The 19,082-nt window shown below is 34.1% G+C and carries 17 protein-coding genes; 9 read left to right on the forward strand and 8 right to left on the reverse strand.

The window, feature by feature from the left end:
- Positions 1–31 precede the first annotated feature (31 nt).
- Complete coding sequence (locus tag CL818_RS05385; protein WP_286972108.1) at positions 32–601, forward strand: DNA-3-methyladenine glycosylase I; 570 nt, start codon at positions 32–34, stop codon at positions 599–601.
- Between the two features lie 565 nt (positions 602–1,166).
- On the forward strand, positions 1,167–1,862 hold the full coding sequence (locus CL818_RS05390) for a DUF2490 domain-containing protein (protein WP_286972112.1): 696 nt from the start codon (positions 1,167–1,169) through the stop codon (positions 1,860–1,862).
- A gap of 7 nt (positions 1,863–1,869) precedes the next feature.
- Here the strand turns inward: CL818_RS05390 and aat are convergent, their stop codons facing one another.
- From aat to CL818_RS05415, 5 genes are all read right to left on the reverse strand, one after another.
- Positions 1,870–2,508: a leucyl/phenylalanyl-tRNA--protein transferase gene (gene aat / locus CL818_RS05395; protein ID WP_286972114.1), complete on the reverse strand. Its 639-nt coding sequence runs from the start codon at positions 2,506–2,508 to the stop codon at positions 1,870–1,872.
- Positions 2,509–2,839: 331 nt separating this feature from the next.
- On the reverse strand, positions 2,840–3,805 hold the full coding sequence (locus CL818_RS05400; RefSeq protein WP_286972116.1) for a carbon-nitrogen hydrolase family protein: 966 nt from the start codon (positions 3,803–3,805) through the stop codon (positions 2,840–2,842).
- A gap of 703 nt (positions 3,806–4,508) precedes the next feature.
- On the reverse strand, positions 4,509–5,420 hold the full coding sequence (locus CL818_RS05405) for a geranylgeranylglycerol-phosphate geranylgeranyltransferase (RefSeq protein ID WP_286972118.1): 912 nt from the start codon (positions 5,418–5,420) through the stop codon (positions 4,509–4,511).
- A gap of 3 nt (positions 5,421–5,423) precedes the next feature.
- Positions 5,424–6,362 (reverse strand): mevalonate kinase family protein, encoded by a 939-nt coding sequence (locus CL818_RS05410; protein ID WP_013186685.1) that lies wholly within the window; start codon positions 6,360–6,362, stop codon positions 5,424–5,426.
- 9 nt (positions 6,363–6,371) lie between these two features.
- Positions 6,372–7,454, reverse strand: a complete 1,083-nt coding sequence (locus CL818_RS05415; protein ID WP_272972685.1) for a diphosphomevalonate decarboxylase — start codon at positions 7,452–7,454, stop codon at positions 6,372–6,374.
- Positions 7,455–7,556: 102 nt separating this feature from the next.
- Between CL818_RS05415 and CL818_RS05420 the strand changes: the two genes are divergently transcribed.
- Positions 7,557–8,033, forward strand: a complete 477-nt coding sequence (locus CL818_RS05420) for a TspO/MBR family protein (protein WP_013186687.1) — start codon at positions 7,557–7,559, stop codon at positions 8,031–8,033.
- Here the strand turns inward: CL818_RS05420 and dnaE are convergent.
- Positions 8,030–12,394, reverse strand: coding sequence for a DNA polymerase III subunit alpha (gene dnaE, locus CL818_RS05425; protein ID WP_272972684.1), 4,365 nt, complete (start codon positions 12,392–12,394; stop codon positions 8,030–8,032). The two genes, CL818_RS05420 and dnaE, sit on opposite strands and share 4 nt — an antisense overlap.
- Before the next feature lie 199 nt (positions 12,395–12,593).
- Between dnaE and CL818_RS05430 the strand changes: the two genes are divergently transcribed.
- Positions 12,594–13,289 (forward strand): carboxypeptidase-like regulatory domain-containing protein, encoded by a 696-nt coding sequence (locus CL818_RS05430; RefSeq protein WP_272972683.1) that lies wholly within the window; start codon positions 12,594–12,596, stop codon positions 13,287–13,289.
- Positions 13,290–13,326: 37 nt separating this feature from the next.
- A complete protein-coding gene (locus tag CL818_RS05435) occupies positions 13,327–13,902 on the forward strand; it encodes an outer membrane beta-barrel protein (RefSeq protein WP_272972682.1) in 576 nt (191 codons plus the stop codon).
- A 54-nt stretch (positions 13,903–13,956) separates the two neighbouring features.
- Here CL818_RS05435 and CL818_RS05440 read toward each other — a convergent pair whose 3' ends face one another.
- Together CL818_RS05440 and CL818_RS05445 are read right to left on the reverse strand one after the other, a co-directional pair.
- Positions 13,957–14,457, reverse strand: coding sequence for a ferritin-like domain-containing protein (locus tag CL818_RS05440; protein ID WP_013186691.1), 501 nt, complete (start codon positions 14,455–14,457; stop codon positions 13,957–13,959).
- A gap of 183 nt (positions 14,458–14,640) precedes the next feature.
- Positions 14,641–15,447 (reverse strand): DUF6252 domain-containing protein, encoded by an 807-nt coding sequence (locus tag CL818_RS05445; RefSeq protein WP_272972681.1) that lies wholly within the window; start codon positions 15,445–15,447, stop codon positions 14,641–14,643.
- A gap of 137 nt (positions 15,448–15,584) precedes the next feature.
- Between CL818_RS05445 and CL818_RS05450 the strand changes: the two genes are divergently transcribed.
- The 4 genes from CL818_RS05450 (at position 15,585) to CL818_RS05465 (ending at position 19,028) form a co-directional block, all read left to right on the forward strand.
- On the forward strand, positions 15,585–16,160 hold the full coding sequence (locus tag CL818_RS05450; RefSeq protein WP_013186693.1) for a 30S ribosomal protein S16: 576 nt from the start codon (positions 15,585–15,587) through the stop codon (positions 16,158–16,160).
- 14 nt (positions 16,161–16,174) lie between these two features.
- On the forward strand, positions 16,175–16,699 hold the full coding sequence (gene rimM / locus CL818_RS05455) for a ribosome maturation factor RimM (protein WP_272972680.1): 525 nt from the start codon (positions 16,175–16,177) through the stop codon (positions 16,697–16,699).
- A 380-nt stretch (positions 16,700–17,079) separates the two neighbouring features.
- Positions 17,080–17,790: a tRNA1(Val) (adenine(37)-N6)-methyltransferase gene (locus CL818_RS05460; protein ID WP_272972679.1), complete on the forward strand. Its 711-nt coding sequence runs from the start codon at positions 17,080–17,082 to the stop codon at positions 17,788–17,790.
- Positions 17,791–17,849: 59 nt separating this feature from the next.
- Positions 17,850–19,028, forward strand: a complete 1,179-nt coding sequence (locus tag CL818_RS05465) for an acyl-CoA dehydrogenase family protein (protein WP_272972678.1) — start codon at positions 17,850–17,852, stop codon at positions 19,026–19,028.
- Positions 19,029–19,082: the final 54 nt, after the last annotated feature.

Genomic DNA, 19,082 nt, shown 5'->3' on the forward strand with positions numbered 1-19,082 from the left:
TTTTTACTTACTCACAATTTATAATAAAGATATGGAAAAGCATCGCTGTGGCTGGTGTATAGGAGATCCTTTGTATGAGGNTTATCACGATTTAGAATGGGGTGTTCCTTTGTATGACGAAGACCAGTTGTTTGAGTTTCTTATCTTAGAAACATTTCAAGCGGGTTTAAGTTGGATAACCATNCTTAGAAAGCGNGAAAATTTTAGGGCTGCATTTCAAAACTTTGATTATAAAAAAATAGCGCAATATAACTCAACAGACATTGAGCGACTTATGGCAGATGCTGGTATTGTAAGAAACAGATTGAAAATAAAGGCCACCATAACTAATGCCCAACAATTTATGAAGGTGCAAGATGAGTTTGGGAGCTTTTCAAAATACATTTGGGGCTTTGTAAACCATAAGCCAATACAAAATGCCGTTAAGCATTATAAAGAAGCACCAGCAAACACACCTTTAAGCGATACTATAAGTAAAGATTTAAAACAACGCGGATTTAAATTTGTAGGTTCAACCGTAATTTATGCACATATGCAAGCCACAGGAATGGTGAATGATCACGAGGTTAATTGTTTTAGGTATAACGAAGTTAAATTATAAATGAGTACAATNTATAAATATGCGTTATATACAGTTGTTTTCTTTTTAACGGCTACAGGATNTAGCCAAGTTAAAAAAGAATANGAGAAACGTATTTCTGAAGCTGACTTTCCTNCTGAAGCTTTGTCGTTAATCTCACCATTTAAAAAAGAATTTAANCGACTTANATACTACAAAGAATTTGATGGCGACAACCAAAGTTTTGAAGCTAAGTTTAAATATGAAAGTAGCCATTATAGCGTAGAGTTTAATAATGAAGGTAAATTAGAGGATGTTGAGCTTAAGCTCTCAAAAAATAAACTTCCAAAAGCACTTTGGGAAGCAATTAAANTAAATTTAGACTCCAACTACGAACGTTGGAAGCTAGAGAAACTACAATGCCAATACAGCCATATAAATAACCCAAAAGAAACTTTAGAAAAAGCATTAAATAAAACTCAAANTAAACAAGAAAACTATGAGTTAATAGTTGCTATAAAACAAAAAGGGAAGCTTAAAAAAATGGAGATTCTTTTTAATGCAAGAGGCGAAGTTTTAAACCGTAGAGATATACTAAGACGTTCTTATGATTTCCTTATTTTCTAAAGTATTACTAGGTGTGTTTTTATGTCTTGGCTTTTTGGGCGCAGCTCAAGATGGTACAACGCTATTAAATCAATCTTCAATTAAACTCAATATAAAAACAGAAACGCGTTGGTCTTATAATTTTGGCACAGAATATAGAACCTTATTAACCGAGTCTATTGGTAATTCACCATTAAAGTTTGATAGTCAACATTTAGAGTTTTCNCATAATACAAGTTATGAGGTAGGCTTTTATGCAACTCTAAGTTTAGGGGTAATGTATAGATTTAGAAATCCTTTTGAAGCTAATAAAGGGAATGAGTTTAGAGTGTCNCAACAATATAGCTANGCAAAACCTTTTAATGCTATTAGGNTAGGTCANCGTATTAAGGTAGANGAGCGTATTTATGACAGCGAAACTGTTATTAGAACTCGATATAGGATTGCTTTAGATGCACCATTGAGTGGTTTAAAATTAGATACGAAAGAATTTTATGGTGTAATATCAACCGAAGCTCTGTCAAGTTTTAGTGAGAAAGCGAAACCAGAAATAGACCAACGTTTTACTTTAGGGTTGGGCTATCAGCTTTATAAGAATATGAAGTTACAAGGTGATGTTGAATATAGGTTTGAAAATTATTTTAATACTACAGAACAACGCATGTTTCTNAATTTAGGGCTTATAGTCTCAATGTAATACTTGACTATTTTAGAAACTCTAAAAACGATTCCCTTGAAATTTCTTTAGCACCTAGACGTTCCAAATGATTAGTGTGCATCTGGCAATCAATAAGTTTTACACCTTCGCTTTCAAGTNTTCTCACTAATGATATAAACCCGTATTTTGAGGCGTTACTAACTTTTGTAAACATNCTTTCTCCACAAAACAGGTGTTTGTCTTTTAGATAAATGCCATACAAACCGCCTACCAGTAAATTGTCTTGCCAAACCTCTACAGACGTTGCAACACCTTGNTGGTNTAATTCTGTATAAGCATCAATCATTTGNGATGTAATCCAAGTACCNTCTTGGTCTGGTCTCTCAATTTCTGAACACGCAGTTATAACATCTTTAAAATGGGTGTTGTATGTTACTTTAAACTTTTGTTGATTAANTAATTGGCGCATACTTTTATNAACCTTTAGTTCTTTTGGAAANANCACCATNCTTGGATTTGGTGACCACCACATAATCATTTCGTCATCATTAAACCAAGGAAAAATACCAGAGTTATAGGCTAATAACAAACGTTCTGGAGATAAATTTCCNCCTACAGCCAACAAGCCATCTTGATTAGCTTCACTCGGATTGGGGAACCATAACGTCTCGTCTAATAAGTACATTTACTTGGCAGTTAAAGTGTTGCTAATGTTAAATCTATAATATGCGGTTGTATGTCTGACTTTTTTTAGTCATATTTGAGGTAACCTTTATAGCATAAATTTTGTTCATCATTGCTTTTTTAGAGTTTTGTCTATACGGGTTAACCTAAAACCAAAATATGAAACGCTTCGCTTTTGCGAGGCGTTTCGCTTTCTATNAACTTTTATTAAGNTTAAAAAAGCTGTCTACGCAAACTTAGTAAATACTAAAAAGAGAAGTGAAATCTTGATGAAAGCTTTTTAATAACAGTGCGGTTTTAAAAGTNGTAAAGTCATTATCTCTTTTATATGCTTATTTTNAGTCTTTAAAAACTACTGTGCTTTGGCGTTCTCTATTCACGTGCAGTTGTGTAATATCTGGTCTTGAGTAATGTCCAACAGGATCAAAATTTTGGCGCTCTTTATATACGCTCTTAAAATCTATAGTTTTATAAATAATACCTTCTTTATTAATTACTGGCTCTAAAAGAAATTCACCATCTGGGCCAGCAATTGCAGAACCACCATTACTAAGTTGTGTTGGTGCATTTTTTAATATGTCATTTAAAAAAGGTGTGTCTTCAGGAAAATCTTTAGTGGTCATAACACTCGACACAGAAACGACAAAAGAACGAGACTCTCTAGCAATANAACGCGTAATATCTTTTGTGTTATGCTCACTGCCAGGCCAAACAGCAATATGTAAATTTTCACCTTGTGCATAAAGAGAAGCTCTAGGTAAAGGCATCCAATTTTCCCAGCAATTAAGACCGCCAACTGTAAATTGCTTAAGCTTGTGTACTTGTAAGCCATGACCATCTCCTGGAGACCACGTTAGGCGTTCATCATAAGTAGGTTGTAATTTCCTGTGAACAGACTTAATCTCNCCNNCTGAATTTATAAACACNAAAGANGCATATAGGCTATGACCACCACGATCCTTAGGGCGTTCTATAATGCCAAGATAACATGACATGCTGTGAGATTTTAGCGTATTACAAATTTCATCTAAGTCACCATCCTCTATACATACTGCATTATTACAATAATGTGCGTGCAAAGTTTTATTAGTGTCTAAATTCCAACCAGCGCCATTGGTGTAAGCTAACCAATGTGGGTAGCCAGGTAAAACACCTTCTCCAAATACTATTAACTCTGCCTGTTCTTTTCCAGCATTATTTATAGTGTCTATTATTTTTTCTGTAGTGGCTTTTTTATTTAGCCATACTGGAGAAATTTGGGCTAAAGCAAGGTGTAATGTAGATGAATTGGTTGTCATAAAAATGCGCTTATTTTCTATTGGTTAAGATAAGATAACATTTGTAATTTTTAAACCTATGTTAAACATACTGNTTCCCTTAATACATATACAAATAACATATAAAAGGATGCTTTTAATTGCTNTAAAAATAGTCCCTTAANTNNNTTAATGAGAATAAATGAATTGTAACCGAAATGTAAATTATATGCTGATTTAATTTAGTGACAACCTTATGGTTATGATTGCTTAATTGAATGTTTTTGAGTGGATTAACATNCCTTGGTATATTAGCATTGTCATTTATTAATCAATAAAAAAAATCAAAAAAAATGAAAACGCTAATTACAATTATTGCAGTAAGCCTGATGACATTAACCTCATCTTTTGCAAACACAGATCCTCTTGAAGATGATGCCAAAGAACAGCTTAGAGAGCAAGTTATGGNATTGTTAGAAAACCCAACTGTTGAAGTAGACAACGCTTCAATAAGCAGTACAATTACTTTTACAATTAACTCTAATGGAGAGTTGGTAGTTTTAGATGTAGCTACAAAGAACACACAGGTAAAACAGTTTGTAATTAAGACCTTAAATTACAAGAAGACGACAATGGTACCACAAAACTTCGGAAAAGTGTTTAAAGTAAAGTACACTATAGAGAAAGCTTAAAACTAACAAGAGTTTTTGCTAAGAACCTGTTTCAATCCTGAGACAGGTTTTTTTTATAGAATCCTATTTANTAAAAGTTGAACATCAATCAATACAATACTCAAAACACCAAGAACTATAATAAACTTGAGGAAATTGTGAAGCAACACATATTGTATTTTCGAAGTAGAAANCCATAAAAACAAACAGAAGACAATAAGTANAATTATGCTTCCGTAGAAATAGAAATCCATATACCCTAACTTAAACTTAGTAATGAGNAGNAATATAGGTNCTAAAGTTAGCATAGCTAAAATTGTTAGCATCTTCTTGCTAAATGTAACGCCATAGGTAACTGGAATTGTATGATAGTCTTGTGCTAAATCTCCTTTTAGGTTCTCCAAATCTTTTACCAATTCTCGCATCGCAATTACTAAAAATAGGAATGTCGCATGTACAAATATGACTAAGTCGAAGTTTTTATAGTATACAAATACAGCAAAGAATGGAACTACAGCCAAAACTGAAGCCGTTATATTTCCTACAAATGCAAACCTCTTAAGTTTATGCGAGTAAAACCAAATAGCAAAAATATAGACACTAAAAAAAAGCACAGCTTTAAATGAAATATAACTGGCCAAAACAACCGATAAAAAATTAAAGATAAAATAGGTGTTTAGTTTAGTGCGTTGTTTTACATAGCCGTCTATTTTGCTTTTTAATGGTCTGTTTATAACATCTTTCTCGGCATCGTAAAAATTATTTATAATGTAGCCGCCAGCAATTGCCAAAGCAGATGCTATTACCAGTATAAAAAGGTTGTGGTCAAACAATACTTTAGATAATGGCAGTTGCGGTGCCAAAATATAAATAGAGGTAAGGTATTGTGCTAAGATTATAACTAAGATGTTATAACCTCTAATTGATGAAAATAAACTTAAGATTTTTAGCAACACGACCTTATGAGTGCGCTTTAGGAAAGACATAACTTAAAAGTTGTAAACGACTTCTAAATTATGGCCTTGTAAAGATTTTCTAGCTTTGTCTATATCTTCTGTAAAGCCTAAAATATAACCACCGCCACCAGAACCACAAAGTTTCAGGTAATAGTCATTAGTGTCTATGCCTTGTTTCCATAAATTGTGAAACTGCTTAGGAATCATAGGTTTAAAGTTGTCTAAAACAACATGAGATAGTTGTTTAATATTCCCGAATAAAGATTTTACATCACCTTTAAGAAAATCATCTACGCAAGCATCTGTATGTTTTACAAACTTGTCTTTTAGCATTTTTCTAAAACCTTCTTGCTTCATGTTTTCCATAAACAATTGTACCATAGGAGCAGTTTCTCCAGTGCTACCGCTATCTAATAAGAAAACAGCACCTTTACCATTTTCTGTTTGAGAAGGTATGCCTGCTGGTTCAATATTATCTTTGCTATTAATTAAAATAGGAATGCTTAAATAGCTGTTTAACGGATCTAAACCTGAAGACTTTCCGTGGAAAAACGATTCCATTTCGCCAAAGATAGATTTTAACTTCAGTAATTTTTCTCTAGTTAAATTTTCAAGTACAGTAATTTTATCTTGCGCGTATTGGTCGTAAATGGCAGCTACTAAGGCACCACTACTACCAACACCATAACCTTGAGGAATGCTAGAATCAAAATACATTCCTTTAGATATATCTGCATTTAAGCTTTCAATATCAAAAGAAACAAGTTCTGGTTGTTCTATCTGTAGGGAGTTTAAGTAATCTGCAAAGCGTTTAAGGTTGCTGTTGCTATCTTTAGTCTTGTCACTTTTATTCTCATCTATTTTAAGAGCGCCATTATAAAAATTATAAGGAATAGATAAACCTTTAGAATCCTTAATGATACCATACTCTCCAAAGAGTAAAATTTTAGAATAGAATAAAGGACCTTTCATAAACTTAAATTAAATTATAACAGAAGCGCCGCTTCCTACATTATCACAAAGATACTCACCATTTTTACAATATGCAACTAACTCTTTTTTAATGAAATCCAAGGTTTTGTCAGCTTCGTTTTTGGGGTAGAGAAGGTGTACATTTGCACCAGCATCTAATGTAAAGCAAAGATTTAAATTGGTTTCTTTTCTAAACGCCCAAATCCTATTAATTATTTCAAGAGTATTCGGTTTCATTAAGATAAAATAAGGGTTGCTTGTCATCATCATAGCGTGCAAGGTTAATGCCTCACGCTCTACTAAGCTTATAAAGTTTTTTAAATTTCCAGATTCTAATATTTCTAAAAGACTAACCATGTTGTCTTGTGCTTGGTTAAACCGTTGTTCAGAAAACGGATGACCGTACATAAGTTGATGTCCAACTGTACTAGATACTTGCTTTTCGCCCTTATCAACAAGTAAAATAGTGTCTTGGTAATCTTTAAATACAGGATCTATTTTATCATATTTTATGGCATAGTTATTTGTACTTTCAGGAATAGCTTCATGTTTTCCCCAAATCATCATCGGTCCATCTATACTTCTACTTGCGCTTCCAGAGCCTAAACGTGCTAAAAAAGATGCTTTATTCTGAAAATATAAATTGTCTTTTAAGTTATCGATTTGCTTTTCTAATGCAACTAAACACATGGAAAGCGCAGCCATCCCACTAGCAGATGATGCTATTCCAGAACTATGCGGAAAACTGTTGCTAGTTTCAATTTTAAACTTATAGTTTTTTAAAAAAGGTAAATACTCTTCAATTCGCTCAAAGAATTTCCCAATCTTAGGTTCAAAGGATGTTGTTCTTTCACCATCTAAATAAACCTGAAAGGAATAGTCATTTGTTAAGTTTTCCTTTTTCTCAAAATGCAATGTTGTTATAGTCTTACAGGTATTAAGCGTAAGACTAATAGATGTGTTTTCAGGAATTTGAATATCTCGTTTTCCCCAATATTTCACTAATGCTATATTGCTTGGCGCTTCTGAAGTTATGCTGCCTTTTTCTGGAAGTGATGAATAGTCTTTCATCAAAAATTTAGATGCTGTCATACCGCAAAGATACTATTGATTATGATTTGTAAACCCTGTTTTACTTTTTAATACAATTGGAAAACTAAAAACAATTCCTAAATTAGTAGCAACTAACAACACATGACCAAGAAAAAACTCATAAGAATACTATTGGCAATTGCAATTTGTCTAATAGTTGGTTTTTTAGGAGCTTACGCAACACAAGCTAGTGTTGCTACGTGGTACTCTACATTAGAAAAACCAAGCTATAACCCCCCAAATTGGGTGTTTACACCAATTTGGACAACATTATATGTGTTAATGGGAGTTGCTGCAGGCCTGGTTTGGAGCAAGGGTTTTTACCACCTTTGGGTAAAGACTGCTTTATACCATTTTGGATTTCAGTTATTGTTAAGTTCTGCATGGTCTGTCGTATTTTTTGGCTTACAATCTCCGTTGTTTGCACTCTTTGTAATTTTAACTCTATTTGTGCTGATACTTTTAACTATAAAATGGTTTAAAATTGTTAAGCCGATTGCAGCATATTTAATGATACCTTATCTACTTTGGGTAGGCTTTGCAATAGTTTTAAATTTTGAGATTTGGCGCCTTAATTAATTTAATTTATAGTGTACCGCTTTGTTTTGAAGCGTTGATAATAAGTCTTTATTTATATTAATCTTATGCTTTCTGCTAGGCATGTGTAGCTTCACTTTGTCTTCCATTTCATAAACAACAAAGTTGAGTAGCTTGTCACCTTTGTGCTCATCTAATATAGATTTTAAACTCTGTATGTCATCACCCTTTAATTCATTTACATTTATTTGAATGGTTAGTTTTCTTGCATAGCGCTCTAACACATCCTGAAGCATTTCAAAATTATTAAACTGTATTCTCGGATCACTCTTTTTGCCAGTTTGCCTATTTGTAAAACCTTCTCTTATAAATGCTTTTACATACAGAAATGAATTAGGGATTAGCAAGTGTCTGTACTTTAGGTAATCTTCGCCATAAATTTTAAACTCATAAGTGTTATGGTAATCTTCTGCAGTAAAAATTGCCCAACCTTTATTAGTTTTTGTGGTTAGGTGCCTAATATCCGTAAGAATACAAGCTAATGATAGCTCTGCATTTAGCACCTGTTGTAAATCTTCAAGGTAATTGAGGTTAGCGTTACAGAAAGACTTCATTTCTATATTATAATCATCTAACGGATGCCCAGAAATATACATACCTACCACATCACGCTCTTTCCTTAATTTTTCCATAGTTCCCCATTCTTCACAAGGAGGCACTACAGGTTCTGGAATTTGAACTTCACTAGCTTCACCAAATAAACTTACTTGAGAGGAGTTTTTGTTTTCCTGGTACTTTGCAGCATATCTTATTACTTTTTCCAAGAAAGTGATGCCGTCACCTTCATCTAAAAAATACTGTGCTCTGTGAGTGTCCTGAAAACTATCAAAACCACCAGCTAAAGCAAGATTTTCAAAAGCTTTTTTATTGGCAGCACGTAAATCTATACGTTTAGCCATATCGAAGATCGATTTAAAATGACCGTTTTCTTTTCGCTCTGCTACAATGGACTCTACGGCACTTGAACCCACACCTTTTATTGCTGCCATACCAAAACGAATGGCACCTTCTTTATTTACAGAAAATTTTCTGAAAGATTCATTAACATCTGGACCTAACACATCAAGTTTCATACGTCTGCATTCTTCCATAAAGAATGTTACCTGCTTTATGTTGCTCATGTTGTTAGATAAAACCGCAGCCATATATTCTGCAGGAAAGTGTGCTTTAAGGTAGGCTGTTTGGTAGGCAATCCAGGCATAACACGTAGAGTGAGATTTATTAAAAGCATAACTTGCAAAGGCTTCCCAGTCTTTCCACACTTTTTCTAATTTTTCTGCATCATGACCTTTAGCTGAAGCCTGCTCAATAAATTTAGGTTTCATTTTATCGAGTACAGCTTTTTGCTTCTTACCCATTGCTTTACGAAGGATATCTGCTTCACCTTTTGTAAAATCTGCAAGCTTTTGAGATAAAAGCATTACTTGCTCTTGGTAAACCGTAATACCATAAGTTTCCTTAAGATATTCTTCCATTGCAGGTAAATCATACTCTATGTCTTCATCGCCATGTTTTCTGGCAATAAAACTTGGTATATATTCCATTGGTCCTGGACGATAAAGCGCGTTCATTGCAATAAGATCATCAAAGACTGTTGGTTTTAAAGACTGCATATGTTTCTGCATTCCTGGAGATTCATATTGAAATATACCTACGGTTTCACCACGTTGGAATAGTTCATATGTTTTTTCATCATCTAAAGGAAAACTGTCTGGGTCTAATTGTACGCCGTGTTTTGCTTTTACAATTTTTACGGTGTCCTTAATAAGAGTAAGTGTTTTTAGACCAAGGAAATCCATTTTAAGTAGTCCAGCATCTTCTACTACAGAGTTGTCAAATTGTGTGATGTATAATTCACCATCCTTAGACCTTGCAATAGGAACAAAGTTGGAAATATCATCTGGTGTGATTATAACGCCACAAGCGTGTACACCAGTATTTCTTACAGAACCTTCTAAAACACGAGCCTGATTAACGGTTTGAGCCTGTAAATCATTTCCGCCTGAAATGCTTAAAAGTTCTTTTACGCCTTCAAAATCTTCACTTCTAAATTTTCTGGAGAGCTCTTTTTCATCTACGCCAAATATTTTACCAAGCTTAGTCATATCTGGAATAAGTTTGGCAATCTTATCTGTTTCGTGCAACGGTAAATCTAAAACACGACCGGTATCTCTTATGGCAGATTTTGCTGCCATAGTACCGTAAGTTATAATCTGTGCTACTTGATCACTACCATATTTTTTAATTACGTAATCCATGACACGGCTTCGACCTTCGTCATCAAAATCAATATCAATATCGGGCATACTTACACGATCCGGATTAAGGAAACGCTCAAAAAGTAGATCGTATTTAATAGGGTCTATATTGGTAATTTTTAAGCAATAAGCTACGGCACTACCAGCAGCAGAACCACGACCTGGACCAACAGAAACGTCCATGTTTCTTGCTTCTCTAATAAAGTCTTCTACAATTAGAAAATATCCAGGATACCCTGTTTTTTCAATAATAGATAGCTCAAAATCTAAACGCTCTTTAATCTCTGGAGTTATCTCTCCATAACGTTCTTTTGCACCTTCATAAGTAAGGTGTTTTAAAAATGCATTTTCACCTCGTTTGCCTCCATCATCTAAATCTTTAGAATCTTTAAATTTTTCAGGAATTTCAAAGGCTGGTAATAAAACGTCCCTAGCAAGATCAAACCCTTCAATTTTATTTACAACGTCTTGCGTATTGGTAATTGCTTCTGGAAGGTCTTTAAATAAAGCCTTCATTTCATCATTACTCTTAAAATAGTATTCTTGGTTGGGTAAACCATAACGATAACCCCGTCCTCGGCCAATAGGTTTGCTTTGCTTTTCTCCATCTTTTACGCAAAGTAAAATGTCATGAGCATTAGCATCTCCTTTTGCTGTGTAATAAGTATTGTTGCTTGCAACTATTTTTATGTCGTGCGCTTTGGCTAGTTTTATTAAAATCTCATTAGCACGACGTTCGTCTTCTTGGTCATGGCGCATAATTTCCATGTAAAGGTCTTCTCCAAAATGAGATTTCCACCAAAGTAAAGCTTCTTCGGCTTGCTTTTCTCCTACATTTAAAACCTTACTTGGTACCTCTCCATATAGGTTTCCTGTTAAAACAATTACATCTTCTTTGTATTTTTCTACAACAGCTCTGTCTATTCTTGGTACATAATAAAACCCTTCTGTATAAGCTATAGATGCCATCTTAGCCAAATTATGGTAGCCTTTTTTAGTTTTTGCAAGCATTACTATCTGGTAACCGTTATCCTGTCTGGATTTATCATTGTGATCTTCACAGACCTGAAACTCGCAACCTACAATGGCTTTTAAAGGCTTTTTGTCTGGGTCTTCACTACCTGCTAAAGATTTGTTATAAGTATTAACGGCTCTCACAAAATGAAAGGCACCCATCATATTGGCGTGATCTGTGAGCGCTACACCAGGCATATTGTTAGCTATAGCATTGTCTACTAAATCCTGGATACTCATTGTAGACTGAAGAACAGAGAATTGGCTGTGATTGTGTAAGTGGGAAAACGTAACTTCTTCTAAGACAGCAATGTTTTCTTCTAGCTCTTCCTCTGATATCTCATCGACTCCTTGTTCTTTTTCAAGAGCTTTTCTTATTTGTTCTGAAGCTTTCTTGAGGTTAATATGCTTTAACCCTATAAGTTGAATTGTCTGTGGGTTTTCTTCAGAAAAATTCTCAAAATAATCTGGAGACACGTCTAACTCTTCAGCTGTATAAATACGCTTTCTTACAAGTTCTAAAAAACATCGCGTTGTTGCCTCAACATCTGCAGTGGCATTGTGAGCTTCATTAAAAGCTTTGTTAAATAAGAATTGGTGAAGTTCTGTAAGGGTAGGCAGTTTAAATTTTCCGCCACGACCACCAGGAATTTTACAAAGTTCTGCTGTGGTTTCTGTACAAGTGTCTAAAACAGGTAGCTCTTGTAATGGGTTGTCTATGCCTTTTCTGTAAAACTCGGCACCCATAATATTAATATCAAACGCAACATTTTGCCCTACAACAAATTTTGTCTGTTTTAAGGCTTCATTAAATTTATGAAGTGAGTCTACCAGGTTTACACCTTTTTTATCTGCTAACTCTGTAGAAATACCGTGAATTTGCTCTGAGTCATACGGGATATTAAAACCGTCTGGTTTTATAAGCATATCATCGTGAGACACCAACTTACCCATGTCATCATGAAGCTGCCAAGCTATCTGTATACAACGTGGCCAATTATCTGTATCTGTTATTGGAGCGTTGTAATTTTTAGGTAAACCAGTTGTTTCAGTATCAAATATTAAATACATATGTATTTGAATGTTAGAGTTATATGGGTAGGTTTTAGTGTCTTGATTTCAGACAAAAAAATGTGTTTAAAAGTATAAAAAATGAACGTTTTAAATGCTGAATTATTTGTTGAGTTGTTCACATAATATCAAATTAAAACATTCTTTACACGCAACCTTATTTAATGACACTCATCTATAAAACAACTAAACTACTCAAATGAAACATTTTAAATTTATCTCTTTCTTCTTGCTATTCCTACTTTTTCAGTCTTGTATTTTTGCTGATGATTTAAATGTAGAAGACAACTCCAGATTGCAGTTTGTTGGTCGTGTAATGTCTGATGCTAATAATCCTGTTGTTGGGGTTTCTGTAATTGCTAAAGCAGACTCATATGTTGTAGGCTCTACAACTACAGATGCAAATGGTTTTTTCGATCTTATTTCTCTAGACGCTACTGGAAGAACTTTTAATAACACATATGGTTTGGAGGTTGTTGTAAATGAATTTTCTTTAGATAATGAGTCTTTAACTGAGCACACTTCTGTTTTTATTGATAGTAGAGATCGGTTTTACGATTTTGAAACTATCGAACTTAAGACAAGTGCCCAACTCGCATTAAATATTCAAAATACAGAGAATACTTCTGATACCTTTTCTTGGTCTTTGCACTATACAAATACACAGTGTAATCAAGTTTTTGTAGAAGGTCAAATGCATGAAGATGAGTCGGACTGTTATTCGCAAACCTCCGTTTTTAGGACATTAAATGAAAATACACCAAATTTTAGCAGATCCTATTCTGTAGTTCTTAATACTGAAGCTCAATTTACATATAGTGTAAACGGTTCTGATCCTATAACAGAACTTATACAAATTAATAACCCAAACACTGTATACAATGTTGAGTATTAGATTAAGTATAGTTTTTTGTTTGGTATTAAATAGTTGTTTGTTTTCACAAAACAATACCAGAGAAGGTGAAGAGGCTGTAGAGTTTTATGATGTAGGTTTTATAAGTATTTCTCCCTATTACCCAATTGCGATTGGTGATAATTTTGCAAGCAAAGCCCAAAATACAAATTTAGGTGCGCAATTAGAGTCTAGGTTTGTTATAGCAGACCATATTTTGATAGGTGCAAGGTTAAATATTTTTTCAGGACAGGTAACAAAACCAGAACTTGTAGGTAATTATGATCTTAGAAATGTAAATTTAATAGGTATAGAAGCTGGTTATAGAATTCCAACCTTAAAGAACTTTGATTTGACCTTTTTAGCTGGAATAGGTGCTATAGAATACCGGAATGATGTAGATGGAGAAATATTTGAAGATACAGGAGAAGCTTATTCACTTATGGCAGATGCGGACTATAAGTTTTCAAGGCATTTTAGTGCATTTTTAACTGCAGAATATAGGTATGAGTCTCTTAATACTAAAGCTCCAAATACAACAGTTGCATTTAATAAAGCTTCTTATATAGCGTTGTCATTTGGGATAAGATTTTACTTTCTCAACGAACGTGATTAAATAAAAAAAGCCGAATCTTATAAAATTCGGCTTTTTAAACTTTGAGGCTTTATATTAAGCTACTATCTCTAAAGATTTTACGTCTTTAAGAGCACTTTCTACATTATCTTTCTGTGTTTTTAAAACAGAAGATGTGCTTGGTGGTAAGTTTGTTTCGTTTATAATTTCATTATAATTTTCAACAAACGCTTTTTCACCTCTAATAGCTTCCTCTAACATAGCTTCTTCATCATTAGCGACAAATTTAGATTTAATATTCATCCAAAATCTATGTGCGTCTCCACTAATACTAGTGCCTTTGTCTGGCTCTTGTCCAAAACTCTTAATCTCATTCTTTAATTGGTGCCCAAAGTCATATCTGTCTTTAGCTCTATTCTCGAAATAAGATTTTAGTTGAGAATTTTTTACATTTTCAGCTGCTTGTTTATAACCAGCTTCTGCATCATAATTCTTCTTTAGTAATTCGTTTAATTTATTTGAAACTTGCTCTGTATACTTCATAATAGTAATATTTTGGTTAGCAGACTTTATTTTAAGATGAGGTCTGTTTGTCATCTATTCCAAAGATAAGAAGCTAAACCCTACCTATTTGCCTGTTTAACGCACCTTAACTCAAACACACTTTTGTTTAACATATTTTAATAATAAATAAACAGGTGTTGTGATCTATTTGTAAAAACCGTTAACAAAAAAAGCACTCCTAAGAGTGCTTTTTACAATTTAAGATTGGTTATAATTTTAATAAGTAATAGTAAAGTTACCGTTGGTTACCATAATACCACTAGTTGTTTCAAATTGAAATGATCCAGAAGCAGTTCCTGCTGCATTATCATTAGTTGTAATAGTTATCATACCACTAATAGCATTTTCTGAGCCACCACTAATTGCATAAGATGCTCTGTAGTCTCCACCTTCAGTAATTTCATAATCACCTGTTGCGGTATCTAAAGGAAACGATAAATTGATAACAAAGTTTTGTTGGTTGTTTGCTATAATAAATAATGTATTTCCTGCAATGTTAGTTTGAGTGGTTACGGCTGTATAGTTTGCACCATCTACTAGTGCTGTAAATTGGTCATTATTTTGGCCGCCATCTCCAGGTACAGCATTTGTAATAGGAACTTCATAAATTATACCTTCCTGAAAGTTTAAGGTGTCGTTTATACCTGGTCGCCTTGCATTAAAATTAAATGTAGCTGTAATTTTTCCTTCCTCTATATTAGAAATTACTATTTTACCGTTACCTGAGTTGTCTGTAGTATAAAAAGCATCATCAAATGTTGTGAAGTTAGCTTCACTATTGCTGTCAGACCCAAACAAATAGGTGCCAACTTCTAAAGATTCTGCAGTTACTTCAATAGTTTCAAGAGCAGTTTCGCCAGATATAGTAACAGAACCATCAGTATTAATTGTTGCGTTGCTTGTTACGGCTCTAAAAAACACATTGTCAACTTCACCTTGCAATGCAGGTGTATTTGTTTCGATGGTTTCACTGCAGCTAGATGCTAATAAAAGGGTACTAAATAGTAGGAGTAGGTTTCTCATAATTAAATATAGGACAAGTTTATCTACAAATGTAATTAAAAATTTGAGCTAACATACTTGCAGTAAGAAAAATATAGTATCTTTGCGCTCTTATAAAAATTAATAATAGAGGTCGAGAACCTCACAAATTAATCACTATGCCTGTAAAAATCAGACTACAAAGACACGGTAAAAAAGGTAAACCATTTTATTGGATTGTTGCTGCAGATTCACGTTCTAAGCGTGATGGTAGGTACCTAGAGAAATTAGGAACTTACAACCCAAACACTAATCCAGCTATTATTGACTTAGATATAGATACTTCTGTAACTTGGTTAAACAATGGTGCACAACCTACAGATACTGCTCGTGCAATTTTGTCTTACAAAGGTGTTATGCTTAAACATCACCTTGCTGGTGGTGTACGTAAAGGTGCTTTAACTGAAGAGCAAGCTGAGAAGAAATTCGCTGCTTGGTTAGAAGAAAAAGAATCTAAAGTTAACGCTAAGAAAGATAAAGTATCTAAAGATGCAGAAGCTGAAAAGCAAAAAGCATTAGATGCTGAAAAAGAATTAAACGCTAAGAAAGAAGCAGAAGCTAAAGAAGCAGAAGAAGCTGCTGCTAAAGCTGAAGCTGAAGCAAAAGCGGCTGCAGAAGCAGAAGCTGCTGCTAAAGAAGAGACTGCAGAAGATGCAGACGCTTCTGAAGAGAAAAAAGAAGACTCAGCTGAGTAATTAAAGAACTAGCGATGACAAAAGAAGAATGCTTCTATTTGGGGAAAATCGTTAGTAAATTCAGCTTTCGTGGTGAGGTTCTAGCTAAATTAGATACCGATGAACCCGAACTTTACACAGAGATGGAATCAGTTTTTGTTGAATTCAACAAAAACTTGGTTCCATTTTTTTTAGAACGTGCACAACTTCATAAAAGCACGTTGCTAAGAATAAAATTTGAAGACGTAGAAGAAGAGGCAGATGCAGATGACCTTATTGGAGCTGAGCTTTATTTGCCGCTTTCTAGTCTTCCTAAACTTGATGACGACAAGTTTTACTTTCACGAAATCATAGGATTTAAAGTAACAGATGAATCTTTTGGGTATGTTGGGGTTATTAAAAGTATTAATGATCAAACCTCCCAAACCATTCTAATAATAGACAGAGAAGGAAAAGATGTTCTTGTGCCTTTAAACGATGATTTTGTTACTAAAGTAGATAAGGAAAACAAGACCATGACTCTTAATACTCCAGATGGTCTAATAGACATGTACCTTTAGCAGTAATTAACATTTTTTCAGGAAAGTTTAGGCTTTTTCCTACAACCGTAAACAAAAGTTAAACAAATATTAGTGAACCTGAGGTTTGCTGATTATAATTTATTATCTTCGTGAGGATTAACAAAAAAAGAAGAATTAATACACCTTCTTGTTAATCTAAACCGAGAACATTTAAGTTTTCATTTAAGAGGTGAGTCCCGCAAATTGCGGGACTTTTTTTGTTAAAAAATATTTAAATTAAGATAAATTAACATAAATTTGATGTGTTGGCGTTTAAGAAGAATTAATACACCTTCTGGCTAACTGTGAAAACTTTAATGTTTTTATATTTAAAAGGTAGTCTCGTTTCGTAAGATTCGAGACTTTTTTAATTTTACACTATGTTTAAATTCAAGCACTTTAATATCGAGGATAAAAATGCCGCAATGAAAGTAGGTACAGACGCTGTACTTCTCGGTGCTTGGGTTAAAATCTCAGATTCCTGTAGCTCTATTTTAGATGTTGGCGCAGGTACAGGCGTTATTGCATTACAGATGGCACAACGCAGCAATGCAGAACAGATAGATGCAGTTGAGGTAGACGGCGATGCCTATGAGCAAACTGTAGAAAATTTTGAAAACAGTGATTGGGGAGACAGGCTTTTCTGTTATCATGCAAGCTTTATTCAACTTGTGGAAGAATTAGAAGGTGATGAGTTTTATGACTTAATTATATGTAATCCACCATTCTTTTCAGAAGATTATAAATCAAATACATCACAAAGAGATCAAGCTAGGTTTCAAGACGCACTACCTTTTCAAGACTTAATTTTTGGAGTTTCTAAATTATTGTCTCCAAACGGACAGTTTTCAGTTATAATTCCTTTTTCAGAAGAACAAAAATTTATTGAGATTGCAAAAGAACATAATCTGTATCCGCAACATATTACTCGTGTAAAAGGTCATGCCACTGCGCCCATAAAACGAAGCTTGCTTTCACTAAACTCTAAAAATGTTGAAGTAATAGAGGACGAATTAATTATTGAAATTTCAAGGCACAACTATACAGACGCCTATAAAAATTTAGTGAAAGATTTCTATTTAAAATTATGAAACGTTAAGTTGTCTCACGAGTAAGCATTAATTACATTTGTGTTACTAAAACGATTGAGATGAAACCCGATTTATTCGAAGCTCCAGATTATTATAACCTAGATGACTTATTAACAGAGGAACACAAACTTGTTCGCAATGCAGCACGCGATTGGGTTAAGCGAGATGTTTCTCCTATAATTGAGGAGTATGCTCAAAAAGCAGAGTTTCCTAAGCAAATTATAGGTGGCCTTGCTGAAATTGGTGCATTTGGCCCGTACATACCAGAAGAATATGGTGGTGCAGGATTAGACCAAATTTCATATGGTCTTATTATGCAAGAAATAGAACGAGGTGACAGTGGTGTGCGTAGTACAGCATCTGTACAATCTAGTTTAGTTATGTATCCTATCTGGAAATATGGTTCTGAAGAGCAACGCAAAAAGTTTCTTCCTAAACTTGCTTCTGGTGAGTTTATGGGTTCATTTGGATTAACAGAGCCAGATCACGGCTCTAATCCTGGCGGAATGACTACTAACTTTAAAGACAATGGAGACCATTATTTATTAAATGGCGCTAAACTTTGGATTAGTAACTCGCCATTTTGTGATGTAGCAGTTGTTTGGGCTAAAAACGAAGAAGGCAGAATTCATGGATTAATTGTTGAGCGTGGTATGGAAGGGTTTTCTACTCCAGAAACACATAATAAATGGTCATTACGTGCTAGTGCTACTGGTGAGTTAATTTTTCAAGACGTAAAGGTTCCAAAAGAAAATTTATTACCAGGAAAAAGTGGTTTAGGAGCTCCTCTTGGTTGCTTAGATTCTGCAAGATTTGGTATTGCTTGGGGTGCAATAGGTGCAGCTATGGATTGTTACGACACAGCTTTAAGATACTCTAAAGAACGTATCCAGTTTGGTAAGCCTATAGCTGGTTTCCAACTGCAGCAAAAAAAATTAGCAGAAATGATAACCGAAATTACTAAAGCACAATTATTAGCTTGGCGATTAGGAGTACTTCGTGAAGAAGGCAAGGCAACATCTGCACAAATATCTATGGCAAAACGAAATAATGTAGAGATGGCTATAAATATTGCAAGAGAGGCAAGACAAATGCTAGGTGGTATGGGTATTACTGGAGAGTATAGTATTATGAGACACTCAATGAATTTAGAAAGTGTTATAACCTACGAAGGAACTCACGATATACACTTGCTTATAACAGGATTGGATATTACAGGAATTTCAGCTTTTAAATAAAATAAAAGCTGTTAAACAATATATAAAGTAGAGGTAAGGCTTTAGCAATCACGC

The organism is Croceibacter sp., from assembly GCF_002716225.1.
Taxonomy (GTDB): domain Bacteria; phylum Bacteroidota; class Bacteroidia; order Flavobacteriales; family Flavobacteriaceae; genus Croceibacter; species Croceibacter atlanticus.